The organism is Mycobacterium mantenii (assembly GCF_001667865.1).
Taxonomy (GTDB): Bacteria; Actinomycetota; Actinomycetes; order Mycobacteriales; family Mycobacteriaceae; genus Mycobacterium; species Mycobacterium mantenii_A.
Map to the genome: position 1 here is coordinate 129,904 of NZ_LZJP01000012.1, position 18,589 is coordinate 148,492.

Sequence of the window (18,589 nt, forward strand, 5' to 3'; positions counted from 1 at the left end):
TCTCGGTCACGGCAGGCGCCAATCGATCCCGTCGGCCCCCATTCCGGCCAGCAGGTCGTTGGCGCGGCTGAACGGGCGCGAACCGAAGAATCCGCGCGACGCCGACAGCGGCGACGGGTGCGGCGACTCGATGGCGACGCAATTCCCTTGGGCAAGAATCGGTTTGAGTGTCGATGCGTCACGGCCCCACAGGATCGCCACCAGGGGGCGCGACCGCTGTGTCAACGCCCGGATCGCGCACTCGGTCACCGCCTCCCAGCCCTTGCCGCGATGCGAGGCGGGATTACTCGGGCGCACCGTGAGCACCCTGTTCAGCAACAGCACGCCGCGCTGCGCCCACGGCGTCAGGTCACCGCACGAGGGCTGGGGATGGCCCAGGTCGGCGGCGTATTCCTGAAAAATGTTGGCCAGGCTGCGCGGCAGCGGCTGGACCTCGGGCGCCACCGAAAAACTCAGGCCCACAGCGTGTCCGGGCGTCGGGTATGGGTCTTGCCCGACGATCAGCACCCTGACGTCGTCGAAGGGATAGGTGAAGGCGCGCAACACGTTCGGCCCCGCCGGCAAATACCGGCGCCCGGCCGCGATCTCCTCGCGCAGGAACTGCCCCATGTCTGCCACCTGGCCGGCCACCGGCTGCAGCGCACCCGCCCAACCCGGCTCGACCAGTTCACCCAACGGACGCGCGGTCATCATCGGCTCTTCGCGATCGCGTAAACGGTCACCGCGTCACCCTAATACGACTGCCAGCCCGCGTAGCCGTTCCACTCCCGATCGTCGACGAGCACCCGGGCGGGCCCGTCGAGAACCCGCCCGATGATGCGCCATCCGGGCGGCGCGGGACCGGCGAAACACGCCACCAGGGCGTGGTCCTCCCCACCGCCCAGCACCCACGGCCAGGGATCGGCGCCCACGGCCGCCGCGGCCGCGGCAAGCGCATCGCGGTCCGCGCCCAGCGCGGCCGTGGACAGATCCATGCCCACCCCGGACGCCTCGGCGACATGGCGCAGGTCGGCGATCAGGCCGTCGGAGACGTCGATCATCGCCTGCGCGCCCCCGGCCGCCGCGACAGCACCCTGACCATAGGGCGGCTCCGGCACCACATGCCGGCGGCGCAGCTCATCGAAGCCGGCAATCCCGTTGCGCCACAGCGAAAAACCGGCCGCCGAGCGACCCAGCTGCCCCGCGACGGCGATCAGCCCGCCGGGCTTCGCGCCCGATCGCCGCACCGGTGCGCGCCCGTCCAGGTCGCCCAGCACCGTCACCGAGATGACCCACTGGGGGCAGTGGACCAGGTCACCGCCGGCGATGCCGGCGCCGACCCGGTGCGCCTCGTCCCACATTCCGTCGACCAGCGCGTCCACCGCCGGCGCCGGCGTATCCCCGGGCGCACCAAAGGCAACCACGAATGCCGTCGGCCGCCCGCCCATCGCCTCGACATCCGCGGCGTTCTGGGCGATCGCCTTGCGGCCGACGTCGTGCGGCGTCGACCAGTCCAGCCGGAAGTGCCGATCCTGCACGAGCATGTCGGTCGACACCAGGGCGCGGCCGTCGCCGGCCGACACCAGAGCCGCGTCGTCGCCCGGGCCGACCACGACGGCGGAAGGCTGCTCGCGACCCCGCACCAGGCGATCGATCACGGCGAACTCACCGAGTTGCCGTAGCGACGGCGTCTCACCCGATTCGTCTTGCACGCCACCTCCTTCGGCGCGCCGTGGACCGGTGTGGGCCACGGGCCGGCGCGGTACGCCCCCGGCAGCCCACGATAGGTTCACGCCCGCGCAACGGACCGCGTCAGTGTAGAACCCTGCGGCGGTGCGAGCCCTTTTCGGCCCGCGAAAAAAATTGGCACCCGGGTAAAGGAGGGCGATAGTAATTAGCGGAGAAGGGAGGTGCGCGGCAGTGGCTACCGAATCGGACGTTGACGGCGGGCCGCCGCGTGTACTGATCATCGTCGCGATCGCGCTGGCCGTCGCGACGATCGGCGCGATCCTGGTCATCGCGGCAACCCGCGAGGCGCACCCGCACTCGGTCGCGGTGCCCGAGGTGCCGGCGCCGCAGGCCGACGGCGCCGGATGCCGTGCGCTGATGGGCGCGCTGCCGCAGCGGCTCGGGGACTACCAGCGCGCGCCCCTCGAGCAGCCGGCACCGCACGGCGCCGCCGCCTGGCGGACCGGGCCGGACAGTGACCCGGTGGTACTGCGCTGCGGGCTGGACCGCCCGGCCGAGTTCGTCCTCGGCTCGCCGATCCAGGTCGTCGATCGGGTGCAGTGGTTCCAGGTGCGTTCCGAACAGCAATCCGCCGGTGACGCGGGCAGATCCACCTGGTACACGGTCGACCGCCCGGTGTACGTCGCGCTCACCCTGCCGACCGGGTCGGGCCCGACGCCGATTCAGCAGCTCTCCGAAGCGATCGACCACAGCATCCCGGCCGCACCCGTCGACCCCGGCCGGCCCCGTTAGCGGCCCGGCGACCCGCTGCGCCCGGCTACGCCGCGCTTGCGATCGCCACCAGTTCCCATGGCGGCGACCCGCTGCGCCCGGCTACGCCGCGCTTGCGATCGCCACTAACGCAGGCCCACGCCGCGGGCCATCGCGGTCTCGACCATCGTCGCCAGCAAGGTCGCGTAATCCACGCCGCTGGCCGCCCACATCCGCGGATACATCGAGATCGTGGTGAACCCCGGCATCGTGTTGATCTCGTTGAGCACCGGCCCGGCCTCGGTGAGGAAGAAGTCCACCCGGGCCAGCCCTTGGCAGTCAATGGCCTTGAAGGCCCGGACCGCCAATTCGCGTACCGCATCGGCGATTTCGTCGTCCACCTTGGCCGGCACATCCAACTCGGCTGCGTCATCGAGGTATTTGGTGGAAAAGTCGTAGAACGAGTCCTCACGCCCGCGCACCCCGGCCACCCGAATCTCACCCACCGTGCTGGCTTTCACTGTGCCGTCTGGCATTTCGAGCACGCCGCACTCCAGCTCACGGCCGACGATCGCCGCCTCGACAATGACTTTCGGGTCATGGCGGCGCGCGGTGGCGACGGCGGCGTCCAGCTCGTCCCAGCTCGACACCCGGCTCACGCCGATCGAGGAGCCGCCCCGCGCGGGTTTGACGAACACCGGCAGTCCCAGCCGCTCGCACTCCTGCGGCCGCAGCCTCGAGCGCGACGGGCGCAGCACCGCGTAGTCACCGACCGGCAGGCCTTCGGCCGCGAACAGTTTCTTGGTGAACTCCTTGTCCATTCCCGCCGCGCTGGCCAGCACACCCGCCCCCACATAGGGCACACCGGCGAGTTCCAGCAGACCCTGGATCGTGCCGTCCTCCCCATAGGGTCCGTGCAGCACCGGAAACACCACGTCGACCGACGCCAGGACCTCGCTGGCCCCGGGCGCGAGCGACACCAACTGGCCGCTGCGCCGCGGGTCGGCCGGCAGCGCCAGTTCGGTTCCCGAGTCGGCGGTCACCTCGGGCAGCCGCCGGTCGGTGATCGCCAGCGCGGCCGGGTCGCCGTCGGTGAGCACCCACGAACCCTCCGGAGTGATGCCGATCGACACCACCTCGAAGCGCGCCGCGTCCAGGTTGCGCAGGATGCTGCCCGCCGACACGCACGAGATGGCGTGCTCGTTGCTGCGCCCGCCGAAAACGACGGCGACGCGCACCCGATCGCCGCCCCGTGAGCTGGGGCCCGGCGCCGACGGTTTGCTGGCGTTCACAATCTCAAGAGGCTACCGGGTGGCACCCGGTCCGGTCGGGTGGCGGGCCTTCGCCTGGCCTTTTCACGTGTAGGCGCGAGTCACTCGGGCTTGGTGCTGCGGCCCAGGAGCAGGGCTATCGCCTCGTCGACCGACAGCCCCTTGTGGCAGACCCGGTGCACGGCGTCGGTGAGGGGCATTTCGACGTCGTAGCTGGCGGCCAGCGCCAGCACCGACTCGCAGGACGTCACGCCCTCGACCACGTGCCCGTCGCCGCCGTCGGGCGTGCCGGCCAGCACCGCCTGGATGGTCGCTCCCCGGCCCAGCCGTTCGCCCAGGGACCGGTTGCGCGAATGCGGCGAGCTGCAGGTCGCCACCAGGTCGCCCACCCCGGCCAGCCCGGCCAGCGTCGCACCCTTGGCGCCGAGCGCGATGCCCAGCCGCATGATCTCGGCCAGGCCGCGGGTGATGATCGCCGCCGTGGTGTTCTCGCCCAGCCCGACACCGACCGCCATCCCGCAGGCCAGGGCGATGACGTTCTTGCAGGCCCCGCCGATCTCGGTGCCGACCACGTCGCTGTTGGTGTAGGGCCGGAAGTATCCGCTGTTCAGCATGCGCTGCAGGGCGACGGCCCGGCCCGAGTCGCTGCACGCGACCACGGTGGCGGCGGGCTGGCATGCGGCGATCTCGCTGGCCAGGTTCGGCCCCGAGATCACCGCGACCTGAGACGAGTCGACGCCGGTGACCGAGACGATGACCTGACTCATCCGCATCAACGTGCCGAGCTCGATGCCCTTGGCCAGGCTGACCAGGGTCGCGCCCGCACGAAGCAGCGGCGCCCAGCGCTCGAGGTTGCCGCGCATCGTCTGCGCCGGCACGCCCAGCAGCACCGTTGACGCGTCGCGCAGGGCGTCGGCGGCGTCGGCGGTGGCGCGGATGCCCGGCGGCAGCAGCGTGCCGGGCAGGTAGTCGGGGTTGTATCGGGTGGAGTTGATGCGCTCGGCGAGCTCGGGCCTGCGGGCCCACAGCGTGACGGCCGTGTCCGGCCCGCCCGCGTCGACCAGCACCTTGGCCAGCGCCGTGCCCCACGCGCCGGCACCCATGACCGTGACGGCACCCGATGACGTGCTGGTCATGTGCCACCCCCTCCGTGGTCGGTGTTGTTCACGCGGCGCGTGCAGCCGCTACACCCTAGATCAGCGACGGACCGGGCGTCACGCGAGCCAGCGTGTGCGGCGCGCACGGCGCGATCGCCCCTGGCTCGCGCGCGATCGGCACAGCCTCGCTGGCAGGATGACATTGCATGAGCGGCATTCGAGCCGAGGGCGCGGCCGACGGCGGAGGCGATGTGGCGCTGATCATCGCCGTCAAGAGGTTGGCCGCGGCCAAGACCAGGCTGGCCCCGGTCTTCTCGGCGCGCACCCGGGAAAGCGTGGTGCTGGCGATGTTGATGGACACCCTGACCGCCGCCGGACGTGTCCGGTCGCTGGGTTCGATCACCGTGATCACGCCCGACGACGCCGCGGCCGCCGCGGCCGCCGAGCTGGGCGCCGACGTGCTGACCGACCCGACGCCCGAGGGCCACCCCGATCCGCTGAACAACGCCATCGCCTCAGCGGAACGCGCGGTGGGTGGTTCCTTCACCAATGTCGTTGCGCTGCAAGGTGATTTGCCCGCGCTGCAGACTCAGGAGCTGAACGAGGCGATCACCGCCGCACGCCAGCACCGGCGCAGCTTCGTCGCCGACCGGCTGGCGACGGGCACCGCGGCGCTGTTCGCGTTCGGGAGCCCGCTCGACCCGCGATTCGGATCCGATTCCTCGGCGCGGCACCGCAGTTCGGGCGCGATCGAGCTGACCGGCGCCTGGCCCGGCCTGCGGTGCGATGTCGACACTCCGACCGACCTCGCCGCCGCCCGTCGCCTCGGGGTTGGGCCGGCAACCGCCCGGGCCATCGCGATTCACTGATTTCGACCACCGCGGGCAAGCTGTCCGGTGGGTTAACGTCATCCCAACGGCGAATGGATGTCCCCCGAGCGCTAGCAGCACCAGCGCGTGATGAGCAATGATCGCAAGGTGACCGAAATCGAAGCTGAGGCGCGACCCGACGAGAATTTGTGGCATTCAGGCGACTCGGCCGTGGCAGCACCACCGGCTGCGACCCAGGCCGCGCTGACCGATCTGCCGGAGGACCGTTACCTCAACCGGGAACTGAGCTGGCTGGACTTCAACGCCCGCGTGCTGGCGCTGGCCGACGACAGCTCGCTGCCGCTGCTGGAACGCGCCAAGTTCCTGGCGATCTTCGCCTCCAATCTCGACGAGTTCTATATGGTGCGGGTCGCCGGCCTCAAACGCCGTGACGAGATGGGATTGTCGGTCCGCTCCGCCGACGGTTTGACGCCGCGCAAGCAACTTGCCCTCATCGGGGAACAGACTCAGCGGATCGCCACCCGGCACGCGCGGGTGTTCCTCGATTCGGTGCGGCCGGCGCTCGCCGAAGAAGGCATCCACATCGTCACGTGGGCCGATCTCGATCAGGCCGAGCGCGACGAATTGTCGAGCTATTTCACCGAGCAGGTCTTCCCCGTCCTGACGCCACTGGCCGTCGATCCCGCGCACCCGTTCCCGTTCGTCAGCGGGCTGAGCCTGAACCTGGCGGTCATGGTGCGTCAGACCGAGGACGGCGGCCAGCACTTCGCTCGAGTCAAGGTGCCCAACAACGTCGATCGCTTCGTCGAACTCGCCGCCATCAACAGCGCCGACGGCTCCGGGCGGACCATCGTGCGCTACCTGCCGATGGAAGAACTGATCGCGGCCTTCCTTCCTCTTCTCTTCCCGGGCATGGAAATCGTGGAGCATCACGCTTTCCGCATCACCCGCAACGCCGACATGGAAGTCGAAGAAGACCGCGACGAGGATCTGCTGCAGGCGCTGGAACGGGAATTGGCGCGCCGGCGGTTCGGCCCGCCGGTTCGGCTCGAGATCGCCGACGACATGACCGAGGGCATGCTGGAACTGTTGCTGCGCGAACTCGACGTGCATCCCGGTGACGTCATCGAAGTCCCCGGCCTGCTCGACCTTTCGTCGCTGTGGCAGGTCTACGACCTGGATCGACCGGCGCTCAAGGACGCGGCGTTCGTCCCGGATACCCACCCCGCGTTCGCCGACCGCGAGTCCCCCAAGAGCATCTTCGCCACGCTGCGCGAGGGCGACGTTTTGGTGCACCACCCCTACGACTCGTTCTCCACCAGCGTGCAGCGCTTCATTCAGCAGGCCGCGGCGGACCCCAACGTGCTGGCGATCAAACAAACGCTGTACCGCACCTCCGGTGATTCGCCGATCGTTCGGGCTTTGATCGAAGCGGCGGAGGCCGGAAAGCAGGCCGTGGCACTCGTAGAGATCAAGGCGCGCTTCGACGAACAGGCCAACATCCGTTGGGCGCGCGCACTCGAGCAAGCGGGCGTGCATGTCGTCTACGGGCTGGTCGGCCTCAAGACGCACTGCAAGACCTGCTTGGTGGTGCGTCGCGAAGGTTCTGCGATCCGGCGGTACTGCCACATCGGAACCGGCAACTACAACAGCAAGACCGCCCGGCTCTATGAGGACGTCGGCCTGCTGACGGCGAATCCCGATATCGGGGCGGACCTCACGGATTTGTTCAATTCGCTTACCGGCTATTCGCGTAAGGTCTCCTACCGCAATCTGCTGGTGGCGCCGCACGGAATTCGCGCCGGCATCATCGAACGCGTCGAACGCGAGATCGCCGCGCACCACGAACGCGGCAACGGGCGAATCCGCCTCAAGATGAATGCGCTCGTGGACGAGCAGGTGATCGATGCCCTCTACCGGGCGTCACAGGCGGGGGTGCGGGTCGAGGTCGTGGTGCGCGGCATCTGCGCGCTGCGCCCGGGCGCCGAGGGCTACTCCGAAAACATCGTCGTCCGCTCGATTCTCGGCCGCTTCCTGGAGCACTCGCGGATCATCCATTTCCGCAACATCAACGAATTCTGGATCGGCAGCGCGGACATGATGCACCGCAACCTAGATCGGCGGGTGGAGGTGCTGGCTCAGGTCAAGGACCCCAAGCTCACCGCGCAACTGGACGAGTTGTTCGAATCCGCTCTGGATCCGTCCACCCGCTGCTGGGAATTGGGGCCCGACGGGCAGTGGACCCCGTCGCCCCAGGAGGGACATACCGTGCGCGACCACCAAGTATCGTTGATGGAGCGCCATCGCAGTCCCTAGCTCTGTGCGGTGAATTCCGGTTGTCTCGCCGGGCCGCATCCTGATTGAGCGTGCGACCCTGACCGAATTGACCTGCAGGAGTTGAGGTGCCGACCCAGAACTCGTCCACCGCTAGGCGCTCCGGAAGCCGAGTCGTCTACGCCGCCGGCGCGGTGTTGTGGCGACACGGCCAGGGTGACGCAGACGACGATGACGTCGAGATCGCCGTCATTCACCGCCCCCGCTACGACGATTGGTCACTGCCCAAAGGCAAGGTGGACCCCGGCGAGACGGCTCCGGTGGCCGCCGTGCGCGAGGTGTACGAGGAGACGGGTCAGCACGCCATCCTTGGCAGGCGCCTGGACTTGGTGAGCTATCCGATCGACCAGGGCGTCAAAAAGGTCTATTACTGGGCGGCGCGCGCCACCGGGGGCGAATTCGTGCCCGGCAGCGAGGTGGACAGGTTGCTGTGGCTGCCGATCGCCGAGGCGATGCAGAAGCTCGACTATACACAAGACCGAAAAGTGTTGCGCCACTTCAACAAAAAGCCCGCCGATACCCACACCCTGTTGGTGGTCCGGCACGGCACCGCCGGCCGCAAATCGCGTTTCTCCGGCGACGACGCCAAGCGGCCGCTGGACAAACGTGGACGTGCACAGGCCGAGGCCCTGGTTCCCCAGCTACTCGCCTTCGGTGCGTCACAGGTGTATGCGGCCGACCGCGTGCGCTGCCATCAGACCGTGGAACCCCTTGCCGAGGACTTGGGCGTGGCCGTACACAACGAGCCCACCCTCACCGAGGAGGCCTACGCCAAGAATGCGAAACGCGGACGCCACCGAATGCTGGATATCGCCGAGCAGGACGGCACGCCGGTTGTCTGCACTCAGGGCAAGGTGATTCCGGATTTGATCGCCTGGTGGTGTGAGCGCGATGACGTGCGACCCGACAAGTCGCGCAACCACAAGGGCAGCACCTGGGTGCTGTCCTTATTCGACGGGCGGTTGGTGGCCGCCGACCACATCGGCGGCGCGCTGGCCGCCAACGTCCGGGCCTAGCCTGATCGGGGCGGCCCGCCCACCCGCTGCGCCCGGCTCGACGTGTAGTGGCCACCCGCCGCACGCGGCTCCGCCGCGCTTGCGACCGCCCTAACGTGATGGGGGCGGCCCGCCGCACGCGGCTCCGCCGCGCTTGCGACCGCCCTAACGTGATGGGGGCGGCCCGCCGCACGCGGCTCCGCCGCGCTTGCGACCGCCCCTAGAGCGCACGAATACCCTTCGGGGGCACCAACGCCGCCCGAAGGGTACTCGTGTCTAGAACTTGACTCCGCTTACTTGCGACCGCGACGCGCGGTCGTCTTCTTGGCCGGAGCCTTGCGGGCCGGAGACTTGCTCGCGGCCTTCTTGGCCGGGGCCTTGGTCGCCGCCTTCTTGGCCGGGGCCTTGGTGACGGCTTTCTTGGCCGGAGCCTTGGTCGCCGCCTTGCGAACCGGAGCCTTGGTCGCGGCCTTCTTGGCCGGAGCCTTGGTCGCCGCCTTGCGAACCGGAGCCTTCTTAGCCGCGGCCTTCTTGGCCGGAGCCTTCTTGGCTGCGGCCTTCTTGGCCGGTGCCTTCTTGGCGGCGGTCTTCTTGGCCGCACCACCACCCGATACCACACCGCGCTTGACGGCCGGGCCGTCCGACGGGAGGCGCTGTGCGCCAGACACAACCGCTTTGAACTGTGCACCGGGGCGGAACGCCGGGACGGACGTCGGCTTCACCTTCACCGTCTCACCGGTCCGCGGGTTGCGGGCCACCCGCGCTGCGCGGCGCCGCTGCTCGAACACGCCGAACCCGGTGATGGTGACGCTGTCGCCCTTGTGTACCGCACGCACAATGGTGTCGACAACATTCTCGACCGCTGCGGTCGCCTGTCGACGGTCCGTGTTCAATTTAGTTGTGAGCACATCAATGAGCTCTGCCTTGTTCATCAATCCCTCCGACACTAGTGGTCCTCGATTTGAACCGACTAGTGGACACGGTAAACCCTCACCCAGCAAATTTCCAAGAGCCACGCGCAATTTCACCGCAAGGCGTACGGCATTTTCGCAATCCGGTTGCCGCCCTTGACCGGTGGAGGGCCTAAAAATCGGCTCGGTTTAGTTAGCCGATCAAGCAGAAAATCGGCTTCGGTCGGCCGTTCAAGAGGTGGGCAACGTACGCGGTTTCCAGTCCGGATACCCCGTCTCGAATGACTCGATCTTGTCGAGTTTCCGCAGCGTAAGGGCGATATCGTCGAGTCCTTCGAGTAGTCGCCACGCGGTGTGGTCGTCAATCTTGAACGGCAGCACCGTCGTTCCCGCGGTGATATTTCGATCTTGAAGATTGACAGTGATTTCCAAACCCGGGCTCTGCTCGATGAGCTTCCAGAGCAGCTCCACACCGTCCTGAGAAACTTCGGCCGCCAGCAGCCCCGCCTTGCCGGCGTTGCCCCGGAAAATGTCACCGAATCGAGACGAGATGACCACCCGGAACCCGTAGTCCATCAGTGCCCACACCGCATGCTCACGCGACGACCCCGTCCCAAAATCGGGTCCCGCGACTAGCACTGACCCCCGGTCAAAGGGGCTGAGGTTGAGCACGAATGACGGATCCGACCGCCAGCTGGCGAACAAGCCGTCCTCGAAACCGGTTCGGGTGACACGCTTCAAATACACCGCGGGAATGATCTGATCGGTGTCGACATTGGAGCGCCGCAGCGGCACACCGATGCCGGTGTGGGTGTGAAATGCTTCCATGCTCATCCCTTCAACAGTCGAATACGTCAGCTCAAATCGGCGGGAGCAGACAATGTGCCGCGAACCGCTGTCGCCGCGGCAACCGCCGGAGACACCAAATGCGTGCGACCGCCTTTACCCTGGCGCCCTTCGAAGTTGCGGTTGGACGTCGCTGCGCACCGCTCCCCCGGCGCAAGCTGGTCAGGATTCATCCCCAGGCACATTGAACAGCCCGCCTGTCGCCACTCGGCACCGGCAGCGGTGAAAACTTCGCCCAGTCCTTCGGCTTCGGCCTGCGCGCGCACCCGCATCGAACCCGGCACGACGAGCATCCGCACCCCGGGTGCGACCTTGCGGTCACGCAGCACGTCGGCGACGACCCGCAGATCTTCGATACGACCGTTGGTACAAGAGCCCACGAATACCGTGTCGACGGCGACGTCGCGCATCGGCGTGCCCGGCCGAAGGTCCATATACGCCAACGCTTTCTCCGCCGCCTGCCGCTGCGCGTCGTCGGTCATCAGCTCGGGATCGGGCACCGCGCCGGCCAACGGCACACCCTGGCCGGGATTGGTGCCCCACGTCACGAACGGGCTCAGCGACGCTGCGTCGAGGTGGACCTCGGTGTCGAATTCGGCGCCGGGGTCGGTGTGCAGCTGCTGCCAATAACGCATCGCCGCATCCCATTGCGCCCCTTGGGGGGCGTGCGGGCGCCCACGCAAGAACTCAAACGTGGTTTCGTCCGGAGCCACCATTCCCGCCCGGGCACCGGCTTCGATGCTCATATTGCAGACGGTCATCCGGCCTTCCATCGATAGCGATTCGATGGCGCTGCCGCGATATTCGATGACATGCCCCTGCCCGCCGCCGGTACCGATCTTGGCGATCAGGGCGAGAATGATGTCCTTGGCCGTCACCCCGGCGGGCAGCTCGCCATCGACATTGACCGCCATCGTCTTGAACGGCCGCAGCGGCAAGGTCTGGGTGGCCAGCACGTGCTCGACCTCGGAGGTGCCAATTCCCATGGCCAGCGCGCCGAATGCGCCGTGCGTCGAGGTGTGACTATCCCCACAGACCACCGTCATTCCGGGCTGCGTGAGGCCCAACTGGGGCCCGACCACGTGCACGATGCCCTGCTCGACGTCGCCCATTGGATATAGCCGCACACCGAATTCGGCACAATTTCGCCGCAATGTCTCGACCTGCGTCCGCGACACCGGGTCGGCGATCGGCTTGTCGATATCGATGGTCGGGACGTTGTGATCCTCAGTGGCCAGCGTCAAATCGGGGCGGCGCACCGGCCGGCCGGCCAGGCGTAGGCCGTCGAAAGCCTGCGGGCTGGTGACTTCGTGCACCAGGTGCAAATCGATGTAGATCAGGTCGGGCTCGCTGGCGCCGCCAGATACCACAACGTGGTCTTCCCAAACTTTTTCGGCCAGAGTGCGCGGTTTGGTGGCGGCCCCCGCCGCCCCTTGGTCGATTCCCATCTCGAACTCGCCTCAATTCACCTCGTCAGCGACTCGTCGATCATTCGGGCTGTGATCTCATAATGCGAGACGCTAGTATCTCCTTGTGAGACAGCATAGCGGTATCGGCGTCCTGGACAAAGCCGTGGGCATCCTGCAGACGATTGCCCAATCACCCTGTGGATTAGCCGAACTGTGTGAGCGGACGTCGCTACCCCGCGCCACGGCATACCGGCTGGCCGCCGCCCTGGAAGTCCATCGACTGCTGGCGCGCGACGACGAAGGACGATGGCTGCTTGGTCCCGCCGTCACCGAACTCGCGGCCCATGTCAACGATCCGCTGCTGGCCGCAAGTAGCGCGGTGCTCCCGCTGCTGCGCGAAAGCACAGGCGAAAGCGTGCAGCTGTACCGACGTGAGGGCACCGACCGGGTCTGCGTGGCCGCGCTGGAACCCGCTGCGGGCCTTCGCGATACGGTTCCGATCGGCGCGCGCCTGCCGATGACGGCCGGGTCCGGCGCCAAAGTGCTACTGGCCCATAGCGACGCTGCCACCCAGAAAGCGGTGCTCGCATCGGCGAAGTTCACCGAACGAACGCTCGCCGAAGTGCGGAAGCGGGGCTGGGCCCAAAGCGTCGCCGAGCGCGAGCCGGGCGTGGCGAGTGTCTCGGCGCCGGTGCGCGACAGCCGCGGTGCCGTCATCGCGGCAATCTCGGTGTCGGGCCCCATCGACCGCATCGGCCGGCGGCCGGGGGCACGTTGGGCCGCCGACCTGTTGTCCGCCGCCGACGCACTCACCCGTCGCCTGTAGAAAGCCACCGGCGCACACCGCATCGCGCCTGGCCTGACAGACTGACCGGCATGGGAACCAATCAGCGCGCGAGCATCGTCATGTCCGAAGACGAGATCGCCGATTTCGTCGTGAAAAGCCGCACCGGCACGCTGGCCACCATCGGCGCCGACGGCCAGCCGCACTTGACCGCCATGTGGTACGCCGTCGTCGACGGCGAGGTCTGGCTGGAGACCAAGGCCAAGTCGCAGAAGGCCGTCAACCTCAAGCGCAATCCGCGGGTGAGCTTCCTGATCGAGGACGGCGACACTTACGACACGCTGCGCGGGGTGTCCTTCGAGGGCGTCGCCGAGATCGTCGACGATCCCGACGTCTCACATCGGGTGGGGGTCAGCGTCTGGGAGCGCTACACCGGTCCCTACACCGACGACATGAAGCCGTTCGTTGAGCAGATGATGAACAAGCGGGTCTGCGTTCGCATCGTGGCCCGGCGGGCCCGCTCGTGGGATCACCGCAAACTCGGTCTACCGACGATGCCGGTGGGTGGATCGACAGCACCCGCGGTCCTGGGGACCGACCAGTAAGTGCGTTATTTGTAGCCCCGATGGGATTCGAACCCACGCTACCGCCGTGAGAGGGCGGCGTCCTAGGCCGCTAGACGACGGGGCCAGAAACGATCCAGAGACGATCCGGAGAGTCAGCATAGCTCAACCCGCTAAGCCCACCTAATCGCTTGAGCGGAGAGAGTTTTGCTGGGGTACCAGGACTCGAACCTAGAATGGCTGAACCAGAATCAGCTGTGTTGCCAATTACACCATACCCCATTGGCTGCCTAAAACCGCTGGTCAGCGTCGATTGCGGGCTTTCCTAAGCTCTTTGGAGTCCGCCGCCGCCAGCCGTTGTCGGCCTTTGTAAACCGCAGTGCAGACTACCAAAGTCTCGGCGGACACTCCGCACGCGTGGTGCCGGGTCGCTCAGGCGGGGTCCCGCCCGGCCGTCTGCCGCGCCGCGCGCAGCCGCTGCAGGCTGCGGTCGCGGCCCAGGAGCTCCAGTGACTCGAACAACGGCGGGCTGACCGTCGTCCCGGTGGCCCCCACCCGGATCGGACCGAACGCCTTGCGCGGTTTGAGGCCCATCTCGTCGATGAGCGCGGCCTTGAGCGCCGCTTCGAGGGCCGGCGCCGTCCAGTCCGCCACGTCGTCCAGCGCGGCCAGCGCCGCGTTCAGAACCGCGGCGCCGTCCGGCCCCAGCTCCTTGGCGGCGGCCTTCGGGTCGATGGCGTACTCGTCGTCGTTGAGGAACTTCAGCAGCTCCCAGGCGTCGCCGAGCACCACGATCCGGGTCTGCACCAAGTCGGCGGCGACGGCGAAGCTGGCGTCGTCGAGTTCGAGGCGATGACCGTGGACGTTGAGGTAGTCGCGCAGCCTGGCGGTGAAGTCCTCGACCGTGAGCATCCGGATGTGCTCGGCGTTGAGCGCGTCGGCCTTCTTCTGGTCGAATCGCGCGGGATTGGAGTTGACGTTGACCACATCGAACGCGGCCACCATCTCCTCGAGGCTGAACACGTCGTGGTCGTCGGCGATGGCCCAGCCGAGCAACGCGAGATAGTTGAGCAGACCTTCGGGGATGAAGCCCCGGTCGCGGTGGGCGAACAGGTTGGACTGCGGGTCGCGCTTGGAGAGCTTCTTGGTTCCCTCCCCCAATACCGTTGGAAGGTGCGCGAACTGCGGAGTGCGCTCGGCGACGCCGATCCGGATCAGCGCCTGATACAGCGCGAGCTGGCGCGGGGTCGACGGCAGCAGGTCCTCGCCGCGCAGCACATGGGTGATCTTCATCAACGCGTCGTCGCACGGGTTGACCAAGGTGTACAACGGATCTCCGTTGGCGCGGGTCAACGCGAAATCGGGCACCGACCCGGCCGCGAAGCTGGTGGTGCCGCGAACCAGGTCGTCCCACGCGAGGTCTTCGTCGGGCATCCGCAGCCGCACCACGGGTTTGCGGCCCTCGGCCAGAAACGCCGCGCGCTGGGAATCGGTCAGCTGCCGGTCGAAATTGTCGTAGCCCAGCTTGGGATTACGGCCCGCGGCGACATGGCGCGCCTCGACCTCCTCCGGGGTCGAAAACGCGTAATAGGCCTCCCCCGCTTCGAGCAGCTTGGCCACCACATCGTGATAGATCTCACTGCGCTCTGACTGACGGTAGGGGCCATAGGGTCCGCCGACCTCGGGACCCTCGTCCCAATCCAGGCCGAGCCAGCGCAGCGCGTCCAGCAGCGCCAGATAGCTTTCCTCGCTGTCGCGCTGCGCATCGGTGTCCTCGATGCGAAAGACGAAGGTGCCCCCGGTGTGTCGGGCGTAGGCCCAGTTGAACAGCGCCGTACGGACCATTCCGACGTGCGGGGTGCCGGTGGGCGACGGACAGAACCGGACACGGACCAGGTGTGCTTGCGCGGGTGCGGTCACGATTTTCCTTTACGGACTACGGGATTGGTGAGGGTGCCGATGCCCTCGATGGTGATGGAGACGGTGTCGCCATCTTCGATGGGGCCGACGCCCGCCGGCGTTCCGGTCAGGATGATATCGCCGGGCAACAACGTCATCACGGCCGAAATCCACTCGACGATGGAACCGATGTCATGGATCAGCAGCGAGGTACGGCTGTGCTGCTTGACGTCGCCGTTGACCTCGGTGCGCAATTCCAGATCGCCCGGGTCCAGCGGTGTGAGGTCGGTGACGATCCACGGCCCGACCGGACAGAAGGTGTCATGGCCCTTGGCCCTGGTCCACTGGCCATCGGACTTTTGTTGATCGCGCGCCGACACGTCGTTGCCGATGGTGTAGCCAAGGATGTTCTCCGCCGCCTGGGCGGCCGAGACATCCTTGCATGGCCGGCCGATGACCACCGCCAGCTCACCCTCGAAGTGCACCGGTGATGCGTTGGCCGGCAACCGAATCGGTACGTTCGGCCCGATGATCGCGGTGTTGGGCTTGAGGAAAATCACCGGGTCCACCGGCGCGGGACCGGTCATCTCCTTCATCTCGGCGATGTGGTCGGCGTAGTTCTTTCCGACACACACCACCTTGCTGGCCAGGATCGGGGCGAGCAGCCGGACGTCGGCCAACGGCCACGACCGGCCGGTGAAGTTCGGCGTGCCGAACGGATGTTCGGCGATCTCGCGCGCGATCATCTCGGCTGGGTTGTCGAGTTCGCCTTCGATACTGACGAAGGCGACACCGTCCGGGCTGGCGATTCGACCAAGGCGCATTCGGTTGAGCCTAGTGACGGTCGCGAGCGCGGCGCAGCCGGGCGTGGCGGGCCGTCACGATTCAGCACAGTGACGGTCGCGAGCGCGGCGCAGCCGGGCGTGGCGGGCCGTCACCTAACGGACCCGTGAACAAGTCCTAACCATAAATTTCGCGCCGATATGCAAGCATGGGGAATGCAGAGCGACCACGCCACGACGCCCGAAATCGGCGCGGGCGCGCGCTGGTCGATCATGGTCGTTTCGCTGCTGGCAACGGCAAGTTCGTTCCTCTTCATCAACGGCGTCGCCTTCCTCATCCCGGCGCTGCAAAGCGCGCGCGGAATCCGGCTCGACGAGGCCGGTCTGCTCGCGTCGATGCCCAGCTGGGGCATGGTGGTCACGCTTGTGCTGTGGGGGTACGTGCTGGACCGCGTCGGCGAGCGGGTGGTGATGACCACGGGCTCGGCGCTTACCGCAGCGGCGGCCTATGCGGCGGCGTCGGCGCATTCGATGGTGCTGATCGCCGTGTATCTGTTTCTCGGCGGTATGGCCGCCGCCAGTTGCAACACGGCCGGCGGGCGGCTGGTATCCGCCTGGTTCCCGCCGCATCAGCGCGGACTGGCCATGGGCATCCGTCAAACCGCGCAACCCTTGGGAATCGCGTTGGGCGCGTTGATAATTCCCGAACTCGCCGAGCACGGACCGCAGGCCGGGCTCAGGTTCGCCGCGCTGGCGTGCACGCTCGGGGCGATAGTCAGCGCGGTCGGAATCGTCGACCCGCCGCGCAAACCCCGCGCCAGTGCCAGCGAACAGGAACTCGCCAGCCCGTATCGAGGGTCGTTGACGCTATGGCGAATTCACGCGGTGGCGGGCCTGATGATGATGCCGCAAACGGTGACCGTGACGTTCATGCTGGTGTGGCTGATCAGGAACCTGCACTGGTCGGTCGCGGCGGCCGGCGGGTTGGTCACTCTTTCGCAGGTGCTCGGCGCGCTCGGCCGGGTGGCCGTGGGCCGCTGGTCGGATCGACTCGGCTCACGCATGCGGCCCGTGCGCTACATCGCCGCCGCCGCCGTGCTGGTTCTGCTGTTGCTGGCGTGGGCCGACTACATGAATTCCCGGTGGCAGGCGGGGCTGATGGTCGTCATCGCGGTGGTCGCGGTGCTCGACAACGGGCTGGAGGCCACCGCCATCACCGAATTCGCCGGGCCGTTCTGGAGCGGACGCGCCCTGGGCATTCAGAACACCACCCAGCGGATGATGGCGGCCGCCGGGCCCCCACTGTTCGGTGCCTTGATCTCGGCCGCGAAATATCCACCGGCGTGGATGTTGTGCGCGCTGTTCCCACTGGCGGCGGTGCCGCTGGTTCCGGCGCGGTTGCTCCCACCCGGCCTGGAACCTAGAGCGCGGCAGCAATCCGTTCGCCGACTTCGGCGGTGGCGCGCCGTTCGTTCCCACGCGTTGCCAGATACTGCTCGACGGCCCGATCCACCCGGGTAGCGGCGGCGTCCTCGCCGAGATGTGCGAGCAGCAGCGCCACCGACATGATGGCGGCGGTCGGATCGGCGATGCCCTGCCCGGCGATGTCCGGCGCGCTGCCGTGGACGGGCTCGAACATCGAGGGATTGGTCCGGGTGCCGTCGATATTTCCGCTGGCGGCCAAGCCAATTCCGCCGCACACCGCCGCCGACAGGTCGGTGATGATGTCGCCGAACAAGTTGTCGGTGACGATCACGTCGAAGCGACCGGGGTCGGTGACCATGAAGATGGTCGCGGCGTCGATGTGTTGATACGCCACCTCGACGTCGGGGTAGTCCCGGCCGACCTCGGCCACGATGCGCGACCACAGCCTGCCGGCGAACGTCAGCACGTTCGTTTTGTGCACCAGTGTCAAGTGCTTTCGGCGTCGCTGAGCCCGCTCGAACGCGTCGACCACCACTCGACGCACTCCGAACGCGGTGTTCTGACTCACCTCGGTGGCGACCTCGTTGGGTGTTCCGACGCGGATGGCACCGCCGGTGCCGGTGTAGGGACCTTCCGTTCCCTCGCGCACCACCACGAAGTCGATCTCGGGGTTGCCGGCCAGCGGGCTGTTCACCCCCGGATACAGCCGGCCCGGCCGCAAGTTGATGTGATGATCCAGCTCAAAACGCAAGCGCAGCAACAAGCCTCGCTCCAGCACGCCGCTGGGCACCGACGGGTCACCGATCGCCCCGAGCAGGATGGCGTCATGCGCGCGCAGCTCGTCGATGACCGAGTCCGGCAGTAGCTCACCGGTGGCGTGGTATCGCCGCGCGCCCAGGTCGTAGCTGGTCTTGTCCACCCCGGGCAGCACCACGTCCAGTACTTTGATGGCCTCGGAAACGACTTCGGGCCCGATGCCGTCGCCCTCGATCACCGCCAGCTTCATCGGTGCGGCTCCCCATCGC

17 protein-coding genes and 2 tRNA genes are annotated in these 18,589 nt (G+C 67.5%); 7 read left to right on the forward strand and 12 right to left on the reverse strand.

What is annotated here, in order from left to right:
• Window positions 1-6 precede the first annotated feature (6 nt).
• Both A5688_RS01885 and A5688_RS01890 read right to left on the reverse strand, forming a co-directional pair.
• Entirely contained in the window at window positions 7-690 is a 684-nt protein-coding gene (locus A5688_RS01885; protein ID WP_067912160.1) for a uracil-DNA glycosylase, read from the reverse strand.
• Window positions 691-731: 41 nt separating this feature from the next.
• Window positions 732-1,691, reverse strand: coding sequence for a thiamine-phosphate kinase (locus A5688_RS01890; protein ID WP_067912167.1), 960 nt, complete (start codon window positions 1,689-1,691; stop codon window positions 732-734).
• 208 nt (window positions 1,692-1,899) lie between these two features.
• Here A5688_RS01890 and A5688_RS01895 point away from each other — a divergent pair, with 208 nt between their 5' ends.
• Complete coding sequence (locus A5688_RS01895; protein WP_067912007.1) at window positions 1,900-2,460, forward strand: DUF3515 domain-containing protein; 561 nt, start codon at window positions 1,900-1,902, stop codon at window positions 2,458-2,460.
• Between the two features lie 104 nt (window positions 2,461-2,564).
• Here A5688_RS01895 and A5688_RS01900 read toward each other — a convergent pair whose 3' ends face one another.
• Both A5688_RS01900 and A5688_RS01905 read right to left on the reverse strand, forming a co-directional pair.
• Complete coding sequence (locus A5688_RS01900) at window positions 2,565-3,710, reverse strand: D-alanine--D-alanine ligase family protein (protein WP_067912010.1); 1,146 nt, start codon at window positions 3,708-3,710, stop codon at window positions 2,565-2,567.
• Between the two features lie 80 nt (window positions 3,711-3,790).
• The gene (locus A5688_RS01905; RefSeq protein WP_067835459.1) at window positions 3,791-4,825 is read right to left on the reverse strand and encodes an NAD(P)H-dependent glycerol-3-phosphate dehydrogenase; all 1,035 of its coding nucleotides are present in this window, start codon (window positions 4,823-4,825) and stop codon (window positions 3,791-3,793) included.
• A 167-nt stretch (window positions 4,826-4,992) separates the two neighbouring features.
• On the opposite strand from A5688_RS01905, the gene cofC reads away from it, so the two are divergent.
• The 3 genes from cofC (at window position 4,993) to A5688_RS01920 (ending at window position 8,966) form a co-directional block, all read left to right on the forward strand.
• Window positions 4,993-5,655, forward strand: coding sequence for a 2-phospho-L-lactate guanylyltransferase (gene cofC, locus A5688_RS01910; protein ID WP_067835460.1), 663 nt, complete (start codon window positions 4,993-4,995; stop codon window positions 5,653-5,655).
• A gap of 87 nt (window positions 5,656-5,742) precedes the next feature.
• On the forward strand, window positions 5,743-7,932 hold the full coding sequence (locus tag A5688_RS01915; protein ID WP_067835462.1) for an RNA degradosome polyphosphate kinase: 2,190 nt from the start codon (window positions 5,743-5,745) through the stop codon (window positions 7,930-7,932).
• An 86-nt stretch (window positions 7,933-8,018) separates the two neighbouring features.
• Window positions 8,019-8,966 carry an NUDIX hydrolase gene (locus A5688_RS01920; protein WP_067912014.1) on the forward strand — a complete coding sequence of 316 codons (948 nt, stop codon included), beginning with the start codon at window positions 8,019-8,021 and terminating at the stop codon, window positions 8,964-8,966.
• A 272-nt stretch (window positions 8,967-9,238) separates the two neighbouring features.
• Here A5688_RS01920 and A5688_RS01925 read toward each other — a convergent pair whose 3' ends face one another.
• The 3 genes from A5688_RS01925 to leuC form a co-directional block, all read right to left on the reverse strand.
• On the reverse strand, window positions 9,239-9,877 hold the full coding sequence (locus A5688_RS01925; protein ID WP_067835467.1) for an HU family DNA-binding protein: 639 nt from the start codon (window positions 9,875-9,877) through the stop codon (window positions 9,239-9,241).
• Window positions 9,878-10,087: 210 nt separating this feature from the next.
• Window positions 10,088-10,684, reverse strand: coding sequence for a 3-isopropylmalate dehydratase small subunit (gene leuD / locus A5688_RS01930; RefSeq protein ID WP_067835469.1), 597 nt, complete (start codon window positions 10,682-10,684; stop codon window positions 10,088-10,090).
• A 26-nt stretch (window positions 10,685-10,710) separates the two neighbouring features.
• Entirely contained in the window at window positions 10,711-12,150 is a 1,440-nt protein-coding gene (gene leuC, locus A5688_RS01935; protein ID WP_067835471.1) for a 3-isopropylmalate dehydratase large subunit, read from the reverse strand.
• An 85-nt stretch (window positions 12,151-12,235) separates the two neighbouring features.
• Between leuC and A5688_RS01940 the strand changes: the two genes are divergently transcribed.
• A complete protein-coding gene (locus A5688_RS01940) occupies window positions 12,236-12,937 on the forward strand; it encodes an IclR family transcriptional regulator (RefSeq protein WP_067912017.1) in 702 nt (233 codons plus the stop codon).
• Between the two features lie 50 nt (window positions 12,938-12,987).
• Window positions 12,988-13,500, forward strand: coding sequence for a pyridoxamine 5'-phosphate oxidase family protein (locus tag A5688_RS01945; protein ID WP_067912021.1), 513 nt, complete (start codon window positions 12,988-12,990; stop codon window positions 13,498-13,500).
• Window positions 13,501-13,512: 12 nt separating this feature from the next.
• Here A5688_RS01945 and A5688_RS01950 read toward each other — a convergent pair.
• From A5688_RS01950 to A5688_RS01965, 4 genes are all read right to left on the reverse strand, one after another.
• A tRNA-Glu gene (locus A5688_RS01950) sits at window positions 13,513-13,585 on the reverse strand.
• An 83-nt stretch (window positions 13,586-13,668) separates the two neighbouring features.
• A tRNA-Gln gene (locus A5688_RS01955) sits at window positions 13,669-13,740 on the reverse strand.
• Between the two features lie 150 nt (window positions 13,741-13,890).
• A complete protein-coding gene (gene gltX / locus A5688_RS01960) occupies window positions 13,891-15,378 on the reverse strand; it encodes a glutamate--tRNA ligase (protein WP_207546578.1) in 1,488 nt (495 codons plus the stop codon).
• Complete coding sequence (locus A5688_RS01965) at window positions 15,375-16,181, reverse strand: fumarylacetoacetate hydrolase family protein (RefSeq protein ID WP_067835479.1); 807 nt, start codon at window positions 16,179-16,181, stop codon at window positions 15,375-15,377. The genes gltX and A5688_RS01965 overlap by 4 nt, the downstream gene beginning before the upstream one ends.
• A gap of 174 nt (window positions 16,182-16,355) precedes the next feature.
• Here A5688_RS01965 and A5688_RS01970 point away from each other — a divergent pair, with 174 nt between their 5' ends.
• On the forward strand, window positions 16,356-17,660 hold the full coding sequence (locus tag A5688_RS01970) for an MFS transporter (protein ID WP_067835481.1): 1,305 nt from the start codon (window positions 16,356-16,358) through the stop codon (window positions 17,658-17,660).
• On the opposite strand, the gene A5688_RS01975 is transcribed toward A5688_RS01970, so the two are convergent.
• Window positions 17,560-18,570, reverse strand: coding sequence for a 3-isopropylmalate dehydrogenase (locus A5688_RS01975; RefSeq protein WP_067912024.1), 1,011 nt, complete (start codon window positions 18,568-18,570; stop codon window positions 17,560-17,562). The two genes, A5688_RS01970 and A5688_RS01975, sit on opposite strands and share 101 nt — an antisense overlap.
• Between the last annotated feature and the right edge of the window lie 19 nt (window positions 18,571-18,589).